Genomic DNA, 13,639 nt, shown 5'->3' with positions numbered 1-13,639 from the left:
AGCGGTAGTAACTGACCTCCGTCACGCCGATCGAGCGGATCGCATCGGCAACGGATTGGCCCTGCGAGACCAGCACATCGACCTGGCGCAGCTTCGCGACGATCTCTTCCGGCTTGTGGCGCTTCTTCGGCATGGCGGTCCTCCTGTCTGCCAAAAGACATACTTCAGGGTGGACCAATTCAACGGGGGGGGGGATCAATGGCGCCGGAAGCCCCGAGGGCGGGCACGACCGAGTCGGGGTTGGCCAGGGCATGGGCGAGCCCCGCGGCCACGCCGCAGAAGAGATAGAACAGCGCGAACCGCGCCGGCCCGAGCCGGTCCTCCACGGCCGGGCCGACGATCCAGAGCGTCCACATGTTGAGGTTGACGTAAAGCCAGCCCCCATGAAGGAAGATGTTGGTCAGAAACGGCGCCCAGTCGGACGGCGCGATCAGGCGGAGCTGACCGAAGAAGCGCGACGGAACCAGCGCGAAGTCGAACAGGAACCGGTCGAGCACGCGCGGCGGCAGGCCTACCTGATAGAGGAGCGCGAGGACGCTGATCCCGACGACCGTCCAGACGACGATCGGCGGGTATCTGCGCGCGACGGGGGCAGCCCAGGGGAACATGCCACGCCCTCCGCGCTCCTGCGCCCGCCCGTCGTCACGGTTTTTTCCCTGCGACTGTCACACCCGTCCAGGCCGGGGGATCCGAAGCCGGGAAGGATTCGAGCGAGGCTTCGAGGACCGGATCGAACGTCTCGCGGTCGCTGGCGGACAGGTCGGTCGCGCCTTCCTGCGCGACAGCGCGCGAGACGCGGAGATCGGCGCTGCCGCGATCGGTGCGGAACGGGATGCGGAAGGCGCCCGGGGCATCGGCGCCCCTGTACAGCCGATGGTGCGCTTCTCCCGTCCATCGGTTCGCCATCCGTGACGGCGCGGCTTCCTCGCGCACGACGTATCGCCAGTCCTGCCGCTCAGCGAAGTCCACAGCGCTGTCACGATCGGGGAACTTCAGCCGGATCGGGCGATAGGGATCGTCGCTTGCAGTCCATCCCATCAGCGGCTCGATCTGCGGCGGACGCGACGGCTCGAATTCGAGAACCCAGTAGTTGGGCCGAGGCGCCGATGTCATCGCGGAACGGGCCGGACGGTAGATGATCGCCGTCGGCATGTCCCAGGTTGGCAGATCGGTTCCGGGAATTTTCGGCGGAAACGGTGGGCGGTTATGGCCGCGCATTTTCACGATCCTTATGTGGTCTGTGCTTGTCTCTACGCTGCGTATGATCCCTGTCCCGCAAGAAGATCGGCGTCGGTCCGCTGCCGAAGGGATTGAAGCCGGTGCTCAGGCAACGGTCGAAGATCGTTTCGTCCCATCGGGTGAAATCGTCCTCCTCGCCGGCAAGTCGCCCGTCATCCACCACAGGGCACCTCACGCCTTTGCCGATGGGGGAGCGTCATCGAAGGCCGCACCGTCCGAACGATCCGCCTTGCGAAGCCGTAGCCCGAGGAGGATCATCATCACCCCGAAGACCGCGGCGTAGAAGCCGATCAGCCAGCCGAGCGCGAGGAAGCTTTCGACCGGGCGCGTCAGCAGCATCCAGGTCACGACGACACCGAGAACGACCGAGAGAAGGCCGCTCAGGATCAGCCAGATTTCGCCGTTGATTTCCTTTCGCAGGCGGATCGCTGCCGCGATCTCGAGGGCACCCGAGAACACGGACCAGAATGCGATGCTGGCCCAGAGGAATGTCGCAAGCACAAGCGTCGCGACAAAAGGCGAGACAACCACGACGACGCCCGTGGCGATGCCCAGAATGCCGCTGAACATCAGCCAGCCCCAGCGTTCGCCCTTGCGGATGTTACGTATCGCGGCGACGAGGCCGAACACGCCGTCGGCAAAGGCGAACGCGCCGAAGACCAGCGTGAGCGCCAGAAGCGCTTCCGCAGGCATGACGAAGGCTAGCACTGCGATGATCAATGCGAGCACGCCGCGTAACACGAATGCCCACCAATTCCGGGACAGGCTGCACAGGATGTACTGCATCTTGTCGGTCGGGTTTTCAGAGGCTGTGGTCATTGGTCGATCTCCTATTCAGTTCCATGTCAGGTGTCGGAGCCGGCCTCCTCGCCGGTTAGGGCGGCGGCCACGCGGCGGCGATCCTCGATCGGCTGAGGCAAACGCTGCGTGTGAGCGATTTCCCGTTCGATGGGCGCGCGGCCTGATGGATCTCTGACCAACCCGGCTTCGGCAAGCCTCGCGCGTAGTGTCGCGCCCGCATTTTCTGCGATCTCGGCGACCACTGTCTCGGTCAGGCCGAAAAGGTCTGCCGTCTCCGCGATCGTAGCGTTGTCGAGGTGGAGCCGATAGAGAACGCGGCGTTCGACCGACGGAAGATCGGCGATTGCCCGGTGCAGCACCATGGCGATCTTATGCCGATCCGCTTGGCTCTCGGGGTCTGTGCCGCCGTCGTCGGCGAGGAGGTCCTCCAGCATCAGCACTTCGTCGGGCTGGTAGAACTCGAACATCGCCTGATCCGCCTCGGTCGGATCCTCCGCCGGGGCCTCGGGTTCCGCCTCGATGGAGGCGGCATCCTCAGGCACGGCGCGGCGGGCGGCGCGGGATTCTTCCTCGATGGTCTCAAAAGCCAGCCGTTTCAGCCAGTCGCCGACGGAAAACTCCGAAGGCCGATCCTCGAAACGGGCCAGCCCCTTGAAGATCGTCGCATCGAAGAGACCGCGAACGCTCAGATATCCCTCCGGTACCGATCCGCTGCATTCGAGATAGGTCAACTCGCGCCTGACGGTGTCGTAGACCGTATCGAGATGATCCTCGATCAGGTCGAAGAAGAGTTGGCGCCGCTCCGCCTCCGCCGCATCCCGCGCGGGCGGCAGCGGGGCGCCGATCCGGCGCCGGCGGGCGGGACGCTTGTACTCCGGCTCGTGCTTGAGGCGCGCCACATGCCGATCGACCTGGTGGCGCAGGTCGGCAAAGGCCTTGCGCAGGACCGGCTCGATCTCGAACCCCTCTTCCTGCGCCGCGATCACGCCCGATGGCAGTTGCAGGCGCAGGCTGACGTTGATGCGCTTCTTGCCCCTCGTCTGCGAGGCAACGACTTCGAGCCGGACCAGATCCTCGCGAAAGCGCGCAAGGTGCGGTTCAAGTTGCCGCACCTCCTCCTCGATGACCTCAGGCGCGCGCTGTTGGCCGTGCCGGTCGAGATTGCGGAATGATCTAATGACGTTCATGCCGTGGACCTTCCTATAACTCTCCGAAGAGATGGTCCGGCGCGACCGATATCGCGCCGGGCCAGTCTTTTGCGCTGTCACTCGGCGGACTTGTCGTCCTTGGACTGCACCTCATCCTCAACGCTGGGCTTTGGAACGTCCGTCTTGTTTTCGGCAACTTCGCTGGGCTCCTCGATCCCGGCCTTGGCCTGATCGTCCGGGCTGTCGTCACCGGTGTCCTTTACGATCTTTTCGAACACGACCCTCTGTTCGTCTTCCGACCAGGCGACGCGGACCTTGTCACCATCCTCGATCCGCCCGGAGAGCATCTCGCGGGCCAACTCGGTCTCCAGTTCCGACCGGATCAGCCGGCGCAGCTCGCGGGCGCCGAATTCGGGGCGGAAGCCGACCGCGCCGAAGTGATCCACGACGCTCACGTCGAATTCGAGTTCGACGCCCTGGGTAAGGGCGGTCCGCTTCACCCGGTTGAGCTGCAACTCGACGATCTGGCGGATCTCCGACTGATTCAGCGAATGAAAGACGATGATCTCGTCGATCCGGTTGATGAACTCTGGCCGGAAATGACCGCGCAACACCTCCATCAGTTCGGATTTCTGCTTGGCCTCGTCGAACTCCCTGCTGCCGCGTTTCGTGAGGTTGCGCTGGATGATGTCCGAACCGAGGTTCGAGGTGGCGATGATGATGGTGTTAGTGAAGTCCACCACCCGGCCCTTGCCATCTGTCAGGCGGCCATCGTCGAACACCTGAAGCAGGATGTTGTAGACATCGGGATGCGCCTTTTCGATCTCGTCGAGGAGCACGACCGAGTAGGGCCGACGGCGCACCTTCTCCGTCAGCTGCCCGCCTTCGTCGTATCCGACGTAGCCCGGAGGTGCGCCAACCAACCGGGCAACCGAGTGGCGCTCGCCATACTCCGACATGTCGATACGGATCAGCGCATCCTGGTCGCCGAAGATCACCTCGGCGAGCGTCTTGGCCAGTTCCGTCTTGCCAACCCCGGTCGGCCCGAGGAACAGGAAGGTCGCGGTCGGACCGGAACCTTCGCGCAGACCCGCACGCGCCAGGCGCACCGCATCGGCCACGGCGCGGATCGCTTCTTCCTGGCCGATGACGCGCTCGTGCAGCTTCTCCTCGAGCTTGAGGAGCTTGTCCTTCTCCTCGGTGGTCAGCTCCGTGACCGGAACGCCGGTGATCTTGGAGACGATCTGCGCGACGTGATCGGCGCGCACCTCGGCGGTCGCCGAAGCCTGGTCGCGCTTCCAGATTTCCAGAAGCTCGTCCAGCTCCTTCTGCTTCTGCTCCAGCTCCTTCTTCAGTTCTGCTGCTCGGTCGAATTGCTTGCGGGCTGCGGCATAGTCCTGTTCGCGCTTGATCTGCGCGACCTCGGCTTCGAGCTCCTGCACGTCCACGGGCCGCGCAGTGGCCGAGATCTTCACCCGCGCCGCGGCCTGGTCGATCAGGTCGATCGCCTTGTCGGGCATGAAGCGACCGGTGATATAGCGATCCGAAAGCTCCGCGGCGGCGATGATCGCCTCGTCGGTGATCGTCACCTTGTGGTGGCTTTCGAGCGTGTCGCGCAGGCCGCGCAGGATCATGATGACCTGAGCTATCGTGGGCTCGTCCACATAAACCGGCTGGAACCTTCGCTCGAGCGCCGCGTCCTTCTCGATGTATTTCTGGTACTCGTTGAGCGTCGTCGCGCCGATCAGGTTCAGCTCGCCCCGCGCCAGCGCAGGCTTGAAGGTGTTGGCGATGTCGAGACCACCTTCGCCACCGCCCTGGCCGGCGCCGACGATGGTGTGGATCTCGTCGATGAACAGGATCAGGCTGTCCTTCTCCTCGGTGATCTCCTTGAGGATCTTCTGGACTCGCTCCTCGAACTCGCCGCGATACTTCGACCCGGCCACCATCGAGTTGATGTTGAGCTCGACCAACCGCTTGTCGCGCAGCGCCTCGGGCACTTCGCCCGCGACGATCCGTTGTGCAAGTCCCTCGACGATGGCGGTCTTGCCCACGCCGGGCTCGCCGATCAGCACCGGGTTGTTCTTTTTCCGGCGGGCCAGCACTTCGATCGTCGTCTCGATCTCGCGGGCGCGGCCGATGACGGGATCGAGCTTGCCATCGCGGGCGAGCTTCGTCAGGTCACGGCTGAACTGGTCGAGATCGGGGGTGTTCGACGGCGTCTCGACGCGGCCTTCCTCGGCTCCCTTGCCGACCACCTTCGTCACCTGCTGACGCAGCGCCTGCGGCGTCAACCCCAGCTTGCGCAGCATCGCCGCGGCCAGGCCTTCACCTTCCTCGGCAAGTCCGATCAGAAGGTGCTCGGGACCGACATAGGAATGGCCGAGTTCGTTAGACGCGATGAACGCGCGATTCAGCGCATCCTTGAGGCGCGGACTGACGCCGATCTCGCCCGACGCCTTGGCCTCTCCGCGCTTTGCGTCCTTCTCGATCTGCCGGCGCAGATCGTCCACATCGACCTTGAACTGTTCCAGGATCGTCTTGACGACGTCGGACGAGGTCAGCGCCAGAAGCAGATGTTCGGTATCGACCTCGCTGCGCCCGAATTCTCCTGCCTTCTGTGCGGCCTCCTGCAATAGTTTGTTGCCCTGTTCGCTCAGCCGGTCAGCAATGGTGCGTCCGCCGCCGCGCCGCGAACCACGCCGTGGCGTGCCCTCTCCGAAAGTGGCGTCGACGACCTCGTCATCACCGTCGCCCATGGAGCCCAGCGTGCCGCCCCGCAACGGGCTGTCGCCAAAGAGGCTGCCGAAACCGCTGTCGCCGAAGAACTCGTCAAGAAGGGAATGCCGTCCGAACAGGGACTCCAGCGGCGAGGCGCTGCGGCCCGACCGGCGCACCATCTCGCGGTAATGCTGGTCGCAAAGCTCCATGTTCTGAATTCTGCCGTTCACCGAGGCGCGCACGCGCGCCGTCGCCGGGCGACCGCAAATATCGCAAGCTCCGTTTGCCATTTGTCTTCTCCTTTATCTTTATCCAGTCAGGGTTATCCGCCGATCATCTGCGCCAGTGACAGTGTCACGCAGCGACCGCTTCCGTTCTTTTCACCTTGGACCCAATTGCCACCAGATCCGGCTCGTCCAGTGTCTCTCGTTGCAGGAGATCTTGCGCCGATTGCTCAAGAAGATCCCGATTGGTTTCAAGAAGGGTGAGCGTGCGCTTGAACACGCCATCCACGATGTCGCGCACCTTCGCGTCCATCCGCTCGGCAGTGGCGTCGCTGTAGCGGCGGTTCAGCCACGACGACTGGTCGCCGGTGCCGAGAAAGCCGGGCCGATCGGTATCGTAGCTGACATGCCCGAGGTCTTCATCCATCCCGTACCGCGCCACCATGGCGCGGGCGATATCGGTCGCCTTGACCAGGTCGTCGGCCGCCCCCGTCGAGAGGTGATTGTAGATGATCTTCTCGGCCGCGCGCCCGCCAAGCAGGACTGCGATCTTGTTCTCGAGTTCCTCCCGCGTCATCAGGAAGCGGTCCTCGGTCGGGCGCTGGATGGTGTAGCCGAGCGCGCCAATTCCGCGCGGGATGATCGAGACCTTGTGCACCGGGTCCACCCCCGGCAGAGCCATCGCCACCAGCGCGTGCCCCATCTCGTGGTGCGCCACGATCTCGCGCTCGCGCGGATTGAGCACGCGGTTCTTCTTTTCCAACCCCGCGATGATGCGTTCGACGGCATTGTTGAAGTCGTCCATCGTCACCGCATCAGCCTTGCGGCGCGTGGCGAGCAATGCTGCCTCGTTGACGAGATTGGCAAGGTCTGCCCCGGAAAAGCCGGGAGTAAGCGCTGCGACCTTCTCGGCATCGACGTCCGGGGCGAGCTTCACTTTTTTCATGTGCACGCCAAGAATCTGCACGCGCCCCTTCTTGTCCGGCCGATCCACCAGCACCTGCCGGTCGAAGCGTCCCGCACGCAGCAGCGCCGGATCGAGAATCTCCGGACGGTTGGTGGCCGCAAGCAGCACGATGCCGACTGACGGGTCGAAGCCGTCGAGCTCGGTCAGAAGCTGGTTCAGCGTCTGCTCACGCTCATCATGGCCGCCAGCGATCTGGCCGGAGGAGCGCGCCCGCCCGAGAGCGTCGAGTTCGTCGATGAAGATGATCGCCGGCGCGGATTTCCGAGCCTGCTCGAAGAGGTCGCGCACCCGCGCGGCACCGACGCCCACAAACATCTCGACGAACTCGGAGCCCGAGATCGAAAAGAAGGTCACGCCGGCCTCGCCTGCCACTGCGCGCGCCAGAAGCGTCTTGCCGGTGCCCGGCGGCCCGACGAGCAATATGCCTTTGGGGATATGTGCGCCCAGCTTTCCGTATTCGGCGGGGTTCCTGAGGAACTCCACGACCTCCTCGAGCTCGGCCTTGGCCTCGTCCACACCGGCCACGTCGGCGAAGCTGACGCCGGTTTCTTTTTCCATGTAAACCTTGGCCTTGCTGCGGCCGACCTGCATGAACCCGCCAAAGCCTTGCCGCTCGGCGAACTTTCGAAATAGGAGCATCCAGACTCCGAAGAAGACGAGCGCGGGCGCCACCCAGGACAGAATCGTGCCGATCAGCGTATTCTGCGGAACCCCGGTGATCTCCACCCCCGAGCGGTCGATCCGCGCCAGGATCGCGGGATTTACGATTGTGGTGATAAACTGTCGCTTGCCGCCAATCGGCTCTTTGAACGTGCCGGTGATCGCGTCTGATCCGACCGCAACCGAGGCGATCTTGCCATCGTTTAGGTAGGTCTCGAACTGGCTGTAGGTGATGGGGGCGACCGACTGCCAGCCGGCGATCAGGTTCTGGATGAGGAGGATCGCAAAGAAGGCGACGATCCAGTACCAGATGTTGTATTCGGTTCTCTTCTCCATGCCGATCAGCCTTGCCTCTGCATCAGCCGCATCCGGATCCGCTCGAGCAGCACAAGCAGGACGCACCGTTCGTCCGGGGACAAATCCTGCAGGATTTCATCTTCTAACGCCGATTGCCGGGGCGCGAGTTCATCCAGCATCGCCCTAGTCTTTGGGGTTACCGTGACGATCTGCAACCGCCGGTCGCTTTGTGACGGCGACCGCTCGACCCAACCGCCCTTGACCATGCGATCGACGAGCTGGCCCGCAGTGGCTCGGCCTACCTCCAGCCGCCCGGCCAGATCGCCGATGGTCAGCCCGGGCGAATCCTCGACGTGTGCCGCCGCCATCCAGGACAGGCGAGTCAGGCCACTATCGCCGATCTCGTTGTCGATCCGCTGCTGGATGAGCTGCGCGACACGGTGGATCGTCGTCCCGATCAGCCCGATGTCCGAAGCGATCATGGGTATTCTTCCTCCGGCTGTATGACAAACAGGTTAGACTGCCTCTATCCAAGGTGCAACGCACGCAGCATATATGCTTGCACAATAAATGGAACGGCTTATCTTGATGGGCGGTCTCCGAACCGACGTCCGGCCGGCCAGGTTGCCCGACCGACGTCGGTTCGGGCATCGATCAGCTACAGGAGGCCAGCAATGCTCTATCCGACATATCTGCGCCGCAGCGATCCTTTTGCGCTGATGCGCTCCATGATGCGCGATCTGGACCGCGGTTTCTGGCCGCCGGCCCGCGCGGCGTTCCCGGCGGTGAATGTCTGGCAAGGCCCTGAGGCCGTTGCCATCGCCGCTGAACTTCCCGGCATCGAACCGGGCGACATTGAGATTTCGGTTAAGGACAACGTCCTGACGCTTTCGGGCGAACGCAAGGCGCCCGAGGTTCCCGACGGTGCGCACTGGCACCGCAACGAACGCAGTTTCGGCAGGTTTTCCCGGACTATCCGCCTGCCGTTCGCGGCCTCGGATGACAAGGTCGAGGCGAGGATGACGAACGGCGTATTGCGGATCGTCATCTCCCGGCCCGAGGAAGAAAAGCCGAAGAAAATCGAGATCAAGGCAGCCTGAGAGGAGCTGGAACGATGAGCACCGACATCACGCAAGCCGCCGAAAAGACGCCGACCGACTCGCCCGAGACCACCGGCGGCGGACGCATCTATCGCCCGTTGAGCGATATCGTCGAGACCGATCAGGGTGTCTCCATGATGCTTGAAATGCCTGGGGTCGCCGCCGATGCGGTCGAGATCACGCTCGAAAATCGTGTGTTGACGATCCGCGGCAAAGTTGACCCGGTGCGGCCGGAAAACCTCGAACTTGCCTATGCCGAATATGGCGAGGGCGATTTCGAGCGTGCCTTCACGCTTTCCGACGACTTCGACCCCAACAGGATCGAAGCCGAGATGCGTGGAGGTGTCCTCACCCTGACGCTCCCCCGAGCCCCTGAAGCGCAGCCGAAAAAGATCGCCGTCAAGGGCGCCTGAAAACCGAAGGAGACCATATCATGCAGATCAAAGACCTCATCCCCTGGGCGCGCAAGGACGGCGCGCCAGATGCCAAGAGCAGCGAAGACAACCCGATCGCGACACTCCAGCGCGAAATGAACCATGTGTTCGAGAACTTCTGGAACCGTGTCGGTCATTTCGAATGGCCCTTTGGCAGCGGCGAAGCGAAATCCGACGTGGTCGAGACCGACAAGGCGATCGAAGTATCGATCGAGCTGCCGGGCATGGAGATGAAGGACATCGAGGTGACGGTCAACGATGACATGTTGACTGTGAAGGGGGAGAAGAAGATCGAGCGCCAGGTGGAGAAGAAGGGGTATTACCTGTCCGAGCGCAGCTACGGCGCGATCTACCGGACAATTCCGCTCCCTCCCGGTGTGGATGGCGAAAAGGCGCAGGCATCCTTCAAGAACGGGGTTCTGACGATCAAGCTGCCCCAGACTCCCGAGGCGCAGGCGAAGGTCAAGCGCATCGAGGTCAAGAACGGCTGATTTGCCACATTGGGTGTCGCTGGTTTACGGCGTCCCCTCCGCTCCTTGCGATATCGCACCGTCTGGAGAAGCCCTGGGGAGCTTGTCTCTCCGGGGCGGCCTTCGAGAGGCAATCATGAAAGACTTGCAACGATCCGGGCTGACCCGTGAACAATGGTCGGCGATGACTCTCTACGAGAAGTTCGAGCAATGTGTCATCTTCGTCCTCAGCGTCATCATTGCGGCGATCGTCGTGGCGTCGGTCTGGGCGCTGATGCGCGAAGTCGTGAACCGCCTGGTTCTGGGGGCATTCGACACGCTCGATTACGCCACCTTCCAGGTGGTGTTCGGCATGATCTTCACCGTGGTGATCGCGCTCGAGTTCAAGCGCTCCCTTCTTGTTGCGACCGAACGCAGCTTCGGGATCCTCCAAGTCCGCACGATCGTGCTGATCGCGCTCCTCGCCATCGCGCGCAAATTCATCATCCTGGACCTCGGCGAGACGGAGCCGGCAAAGATTGCCGCACTCGCGGGCGCGGCTCTTGCACTGGGCGCTGTCCACTGGCTGGTGCGCGATCAGGACCGGCGCGAACAGCTCCCTACTGAAAATGCGGATGGCGGTCAATGAACCGAACCTTTTTCATTCGACTTATTTCGGCAACCTCTGCCGCACTCCTTATCATAATTGTGTGGCAGAGCTTTCCTATCATTCAGAGCGTTGTGCTGGGTCGGTTTGCCGAACCGCGCGCCGTCGCTCCGCGCGGCGACTTGGCGGCGTTCGAACAAAGCACCATCACGGTTTTCAATGCCGCTCGAGACAGTGTCGTCTTCATCACGACGGCCGAGCGTGTAGTGGATCCCTGGACCCGGAACGCCTATGACGTTCCGCGCGGGAACGGTTCAGGATTCGTCTGGGACCAACTCGGTCATGTGGTAACGAACAACCATGTTATCGCTGGTGCAAGCCGGGCAGTCGTCAGGTTGGCTGATGGCCGTGCCTTCGCCGCGCGTCTGGTGGGGCGCGCACCCGAGCACGACCTGGCAGTCCTGCACATCGGTGTTGGTGCGGGTCGACCACCGCCGATACCCATCGGAGCCAGCAACGATCTACGTGTCGGTCAAAGCGTGTTCGCCATCGGCAATCCGTTCGGCCTCGACTGGACGATGACGACCGGAATTGTCTCGGCCCTTGGCCGCGAATTGCCGGGCGAAAACGGTCTCCCGATACGGGGCCTGATCCAGACGGACGCGGCAATCAACCCCGGAAACTCCGGTGGCCCTCTGATCGACAGCGCGGGGCGTCTGATCGGCGTCAATACGGCCATTTTCAGTCCATCCGGCGGCAGTGCGGGAATCGGCTTTGCGGTTCCCGTCGATACGGTCAACCGGGTGGTGCCACAGCTCATCGCTCGCGGCAGCTATGCACCACCACGACTCGGCATCTTATTCGATCCCAGGGTCGACGCGATGCTCGCGCAGGATGGCTCCTCCGGCGTCCCGGTCCTCGGAGTCGATCCTGACGGCCCCGCTGCCCGTGCGGGACTGGTGCCCGCCCGCATTAGCGGCGATGGGCTCATTGTAGTCGGCGACCGGATAATCGGCCTTGGAGCGGCTAGAGTTGATGAAGCGGCTGACCTGATCACAGCGCTCGAAGCGCATCGCCCCGGGGATCAGGTTGAATTGCACATCCGGCGCGGCGATCAGCGCAAGAGCCTCAAGATCACACTCGGCGAACCGCGATAGGAGCCGGAAATGCCCGCTGTCTCGACGAGGCATCGATTTATCAATCTCGTCCAATCCGCGCTCTTGCTTGGCCTTATGGCGATGATCGCCTGGGTGTCCATGACAGCGGTCGTCGGCGCGGAGGTCGGCCTGCTGCTTGCCTTCGGAATGGTTGCGGGTCTGATTTTTGTCCCCAATCTGCCGCAAGACTTCTTGCTGTCCGCATATCAGGCGGAGCGCATAACGGGACGTGATGCGCCCGGCCTTGCGCAGGAATAGCGGAACTTGCGCGACGTGCCGATTTGCCGCGCGCGCCGAAGCTCTATCGCGTATCGAGCCCGTTGCCGAACGCCTTCGCGATGGGCAGTCCGGAAGACAGTACAATCTGCGTCACCGATGGACTGCTTCAACTCCTCGACGGTCGCGAACTCGTCGGCGTCCTGGCTCACGAAGTTGGCCACATCGCGAACCGCGACCTGTGGATCATGGGATTGGCAGATATGATGTCACGGTTGGTTTCCATCGCGAGTTGGCTTGTACAATTCCTGCTGCTCCTCAACCTACCTCTTATTTTCGCGGGCGCGGTCTATGTTCCGTGGCATATCGTGGCGCTTCTCATCTTCGCGCCCACCTTGATGGCGCTCGTGCAGCTCGGCCTGTCGCGCACCCGCGAGTATGACGCAGATCGCGCGGCGGCGGAGCTGACCGGCGACCCGGAGGGTCTCATGAGAGCGCTGAGCAAACTCGAACGCCGTGTCGGAAGGTTCTGGGAAGAAATTTTTCTTCCCGGCCGACGCATTCCCGAGCCGTCTCTCTTGCGGACGCATCCAAGCACAGAAAGCCGGATCGCCAGGCTGCGTGAACTCACCGCCCTGGCAACACCGCAATATCCGACAATCGCGGGCATGTCTTATAAACCACGGCTACCCTCGTTCTTGCCGCCCAAATTCCGTCGACACGGAGTCTATTGGTAGAAATCACCTGTCTTTCGTTGCACTCGGGCAAATCTGCGCATACGAGGAAATGCTCGGAGGTGGGCGGGTGTTGTGGGCGATTCGCCATGGCTTATCAGAGAGTTAGAGGATGAGTCCTTTCCCTCCGCCACTACTCAGAATTTCGCCCAACTGCGATGGGTTGCGCAGGAACCGGAGCAGACGCCTCGCATCCGGTTTCCGATCCTCCGGGTTTCTTCGCATCGGATCATGCCCAGAACCTCTACACGCTCGATCGGGTGCAGCAGGTCGGCTTTGGGTTCCGTTTCACCCACGAATTCGACGACTTCATTCAGCGTGTGCAGATCTCGGAGGTGCAGGTTGACCGGGTCGGCGCTGATGCGAAGACCGGCGAAACTCGGACGTTTTTCTCCTACGTGGCGCGCGACGGGCGTGACAACGCACTGGCGAGGCTCGGCGAAATGATGCGGGGAGCAAGCCTTGGCGCAGACTGGCGGCTCAATCACCTGGTGTTTCGGGTGCATCTCGGGAAGCCAGGCACACGAACCAAGAAGGTCGTCGTGAAGCTCAAGCCGCCCGCACACGCCGTCTTCAAGCGCATCCACTACGAGGATCGCATCTTGCGCCTCCTCCGCCGCAACGGAATGCTCCATGACCGAGACGCTTCTGGCTCTGCTGTGGCGGCTGAGTGAGGCCGATGAGCCGATTGATCCACCCCCGTTGAATTGGTCCACCCTGAACTATGTCTTTTGGCAGACAGGAGGACCGCAATGCCGAAGAAGCGTCACAAGCCCGAAGAGATTGTCGCGAAGCTGCGCCAGGTCGATGTGCTGGTCTCGCAGGGCCAATCCGTTGCCGATGCGATCCGCTCGATCGGCGTGACGGAGGTCAGTTACTACCGCT

At 62.7% G+C, this 13,639-nt stretch carries 15 protein-coding genes and 3 pseudogenes; 8 read left to right on the top strand and 10 right to left on the bottom strand.

Going from position 1 to position 13,639, the window contains the following annotated elements; translation table 11 throughout:
- The 9 genes and pseudogenes from ACFPN9_RS26030 to ACFPN9_RS25990 form a co-directional block, all read right to left on the bottom strand.
- A pseudogene (locus tag ACFPN9_RS26030) lies at nucleotides 1-133 on the bottom strand (IS3 family transposase); the annotation flags it as partial.
- A 46-nt stretch (nucleotides 134-179) separates the two neighbouring features.
- Nucleotides 180-608, bottom strand: a complete 429-nt coding sequence (locus ACFPN9_RS26025; RefSeq protein WP_377817882.1) for a rhomboid family intramembrane serine protease — start codon at nucleotides 606-608, stop codon at nucleotides 180-182.
- Between the two features lie 34 nt (nucleotides 609-642).
- Nucleotides 643-1,218 carry an NADH dehydrogenase ubiquinone Fe-S protein 4 gene (locus tag ACFPN9_RS26020; RefSeq protein WP_067253560.1) on the bottom strand — a complete coding sequence of 192 codons (576 nt, stop codon included), beginning with the start codon at nucleotides 1,216-1,218 and terminating at the stop codon, nucleotides 643-645.
- A 192-nt stretch (nucleotides 1,219-1,410) separates the two neighbouring features.
- On the bottom strand, nucleotides 1,411-2,025 hold the full coding sequence (locus ACFPN9_RS26015; RefSeq protein ID WP_465247902.1) for an HdeD family acid-resistance protein: 615 nt from the start codon (nucleotides 2,023-2,025) through the stop codon (nucleotides 1,411-1,413).
- A 59-nt stretch (nucleotides 2,026-2,084) separates the two neighbouring features.
- Entirely contained in the window at nucleotides 2,085-2,771 is a 687-nt protein-coding gene (locus ACFPN9_RS26010; protein WP_377817883.1) for a hypothetical protein, read from the bottom strand.
- 213 nt (nucleotides 2,772-2,984) lie between these two features.
- Nucleotides 2,985-3,227: pseudogene (locus ACFPN9_RS26005) on the bottom strand (flagellar biosynthesis protein FliA); the annotation flags it as partial.
- A gap of 77 nt (nucleotides 3,228-3,304) precedes the next feature.
- Entirely contained in the window at nucleotides 3,305-6,199 is a 2,895-nt protein-coding gene (locus ACFPN9_RS26000) for an ATP-dependent Clp protease ATP-binding subunit (RefSeq protein ID WP_067995424.1), read from the bottom strand.
- Between the two features lie 64 nt (nucleotides 6,200-6,263).
- Complete coding sequence (gene ftsH, locus ACFPN9_RS25995) at nucleotides 6,264-8,096, bottom strand: ATP-dependent zinc metalloprotease FtsH (protein ID WP_067995420.1); 1,833 nt, start codon at nucleotides 8,094-8,096, stop codon at nucleotides 6,264-6,266.
- A 5-nt stretch (nucleotides 8,097-8,101) separates the two neighbouring features.
- Nucleotides 8,102-8,539: a MarR family winged helix-turn-helix transcriptional regulator gene (locus ACFPN9_RS25990; protein WP_067995417.1), complete on the bottom strand. Its 438-nt coding sequence runs from the start codon at nucleotides 8,537-8,539 to the stop codon at nucleotides 8,102-8,104.
- A gap of 192 nt (nucleotides 8,540-8,731) precedes the next feature.
- Here ACFPN9_RS25990 and ACFPN9_RS25985 point away from each other — a divergent pair, with 192 nt between their 5' ends.
- The 7 genes from ACFPN9_RS25985 to ACFPN9_RS25955 all read left to right on the top strand — a co-directional run bounded on the left by ACFPN9_RS25985 (nucleotide 8,732) and on the right by ACFPN9_RS25955 (nucleotide 12,757).
- Complete coding sequence (locus ACFPN9_RS25985) at nucleotides 8,732-9,157, top strand: Hsp20/alpha crystallin family protein (protein WP_067995414.1); 426 nt, start codon at nucleotides 8,732-8,734, stop codon at nucleotides 9,155-9,157.
- Nucleotides 9,158-9,171: 14 nt separating this feature from the next.
- Nucleotides 9,172-9,570 (top strand): Hsp20/alpha crystallin family protein, encoded by a 399-nt coding sequence (locus ACFPN9_RS25980; protein WP_067995411.1) that lies wholly within the window; start codon nucleotides 9,172-9,174, stop codon nucleotides 9,568-9,570.
- 20 nt (nucleotides 9,571-9,590) lie between these two features.
- The gene (locus ACFPN9_RS25975) at nucleotides 9,591-10,082 is read left to right on the top strand and encodes an Hsp20/alpha crystallin family protein (protein ID WP_377817881.1); all 492 of its coding nucleotides are present in this window, start codon (nucleotides 9,591-9,593) and stop codon (nucleotides 10,080-10,082) included.
- A gap of 115 nt (nucleotides 10,083-10,197) precedes the next feature.
- Nucleotides 10,198-10,689, top strand: coding sequence for a phosphate-starvation-inducible PsiE family protein (locus tag ACFPN9_RS25970; RefSeq protein ID WP_067995405.1), 492 nt, complete (start codon nucleotides 10,198-10,200; stop codon nucleotides 10,687-10,689).
- Nucleotides 10,686-11,804: a S1C family serine protease gene (locus ACFPN9_RS25965; protein ID WP_082733203.1), complete on the top strand. Its 1,119-nt coding sequence runs from the start codon at nucleotides 10,686-10,688 to the stop codon at nucleotides 11,802-11,804. Before ACFPN9_RS25970 ends, ACFPN9_RS25965 begins: the two co-directional genes overlap by 4 nt.
- Nucleotides 11,805-11,813: 9 nt before the next feature.
- Nucleotides 11,814-12,062, top strand: a complete 249-nt coding sequence (locus ACFPN9_RS25960) for a hypothetical protein (RefSeq protein WP_377817880.1) — start codon at nucleotides 11,814-11,816, stop codon at nucleotides 12,060-12,062.
- 23 nt (nucleotides 12,063-12,085) lie between these two features.
- Nucleotides 12,086-12,757 carry a zinc metalloprotease HtpX gene (locus ACFPN9_RS25955; protein ID WP_377817879.1) on the top strand — a complete coding sequence of 224 codons (672 nt, stop codon included), beginning with the start codon at nucleotides 12,086-12,088 and terminating at the stop codon, nucleotides 12,755-12,757.
- 134 nt (nucleotides 12,758-12,891) lie between these two features.
- Here ACFPN9_RS25955 and ACFPN9_RS25950 read toward each other — a convergent pair whose 3' ends face one another.
- Nucleotides 12,892-13,389 (bottom strand): hypothetical protein, encoded by a 498-nt coding sequence (locus ACFPN9_RS25950; protein ID WP_377817878.1) that lies wholly within the window; start codon nucleotides 13,387-13,389, stop codon nucleotides 12,892-12,894.
- Nucleotides 13,390-13,506: 117 nt separating this feature from the next.
- Between ACFPN9_RS25950 and ACFPN9_RS25945 the strand changes: the two are divergent.
- Nucleotides 13,507-13,639, top strand: a pseudogene (locus ACFPN9_RS25945) (IS3 family transposase); the annotation flags it as partial.

Source organism: Allobosea massiliensis, from assembly GCF_042655245.1.
In the GTDB taxonomy this organism is placed as follows: domain Bacteria; phylum Pseudomonadota; class Alphaproteobacteria; order Rhizobiales; family Beijerinckiaceae; genus Allobosea; species Allobosea massiliensis.
The sequence above is the reverse complement of the archived record's forward strand: the minus strand, read 5'-3'. Positions and strand labels throughout refer to the sequence as shown.

Excerpts from the sequence above, each read along its gene's own strand:
- ACFPN9_RS26000 (WP_067995424.1), bottom strand. The coding sequence starts at position 6,199 with ATGGCAAACGGAGCTTGCGATATTTGCGGTCGCCCGGCGACGGCGCGC.
- ACFPN9_RS25980 (WP_067995411.1), top strand. The coding sequence starts at position 9,172 with ATGAGCACCGACATCACGCAAGCCGCCGAAAAGACGCCGACCGACTCG.
- ACFPN9_RS25985 (WP_067995414.1), top strand. The coding sequence starts at position 8,732 with ATGCTCTATCCGACATATCTGCGCCGCAGCGATCCTTTTGCGCTGATG.
- ACFPN9_RS26015 (WP_465247902.1), bottom strand. The coding sequence starts at position 2,025 with ATGCAGTACATCCTGTGCAGCCTGTCCCGGAATTGGTGGGCATTCGTG.
- ACFPN9_RS25970 (WP_067995405.1), top strand. The coding sequence starts at position 10,198 with ATGAAAGACTTGCAACGATCCGGGCTGACCCGTGAACAATGGTCGGCG.
- ACFPN9_RS25965 (WP_082733203.1), top strand. The coding sequence starts at position 10,686 with ATGAACCGAACCTTTTTCATTCGACTTATTTCGGCAACCTCTGCCGCA.
- ACFPN9_RS25950 (WP_377817878.1), bottom strand. The coding sequence starts at position 13,389 with ATGGAGCATTCCGTTGCGGCGGAGGAGGCGCAAGATGCGATCCTCGTA.
- ftsH (WP_067995420.1), bottom strand. The coding sequence starts at position 8,096 with ATGGAGAAGAGAACCGAATACAACATCTGGTACTGGATCGTCGCCTTC.
- ACFPN9_RS25990 (WP_067995417.1), bottom strand. The coding sequence starts at position 8,539 with ATGATCGCTTCGGACATCGGGCTGATCGGGACGACGATCCACCGTGTC.
- ACFPN9_RS25960 (WP_377817880.1), top strand. The coding sequence starts at position 11,814 with ATGCCCGCTGTCTCGACGAGGCATCGATTTATCAATCTCGTCCAATCC.
- ACFPN9_RS25975 (WP_377817881.1), top strand. The coding sequence starts at position 9,591 with ATGCAGATCAAAGACCTCATCCCCTGGGCGCGCAAGGACGGCGCGCCA.
- ACFPN9_RS26025 (WP_377817882.1), bottom strand. The coding sequence starts at position 608 with ATGTTCCCCTGGGCTGCCCCCGTCGCGCGCAGATACCCGCCGATCGTC.
- ACFPN9_RS26020 (WP_067253560.1), bottom strand. The coding sequence starts at position 1,218 with ATGCGCGGCCATAACCGCCCACCGTTTCCGCCGAAAATTCCCGGAACC.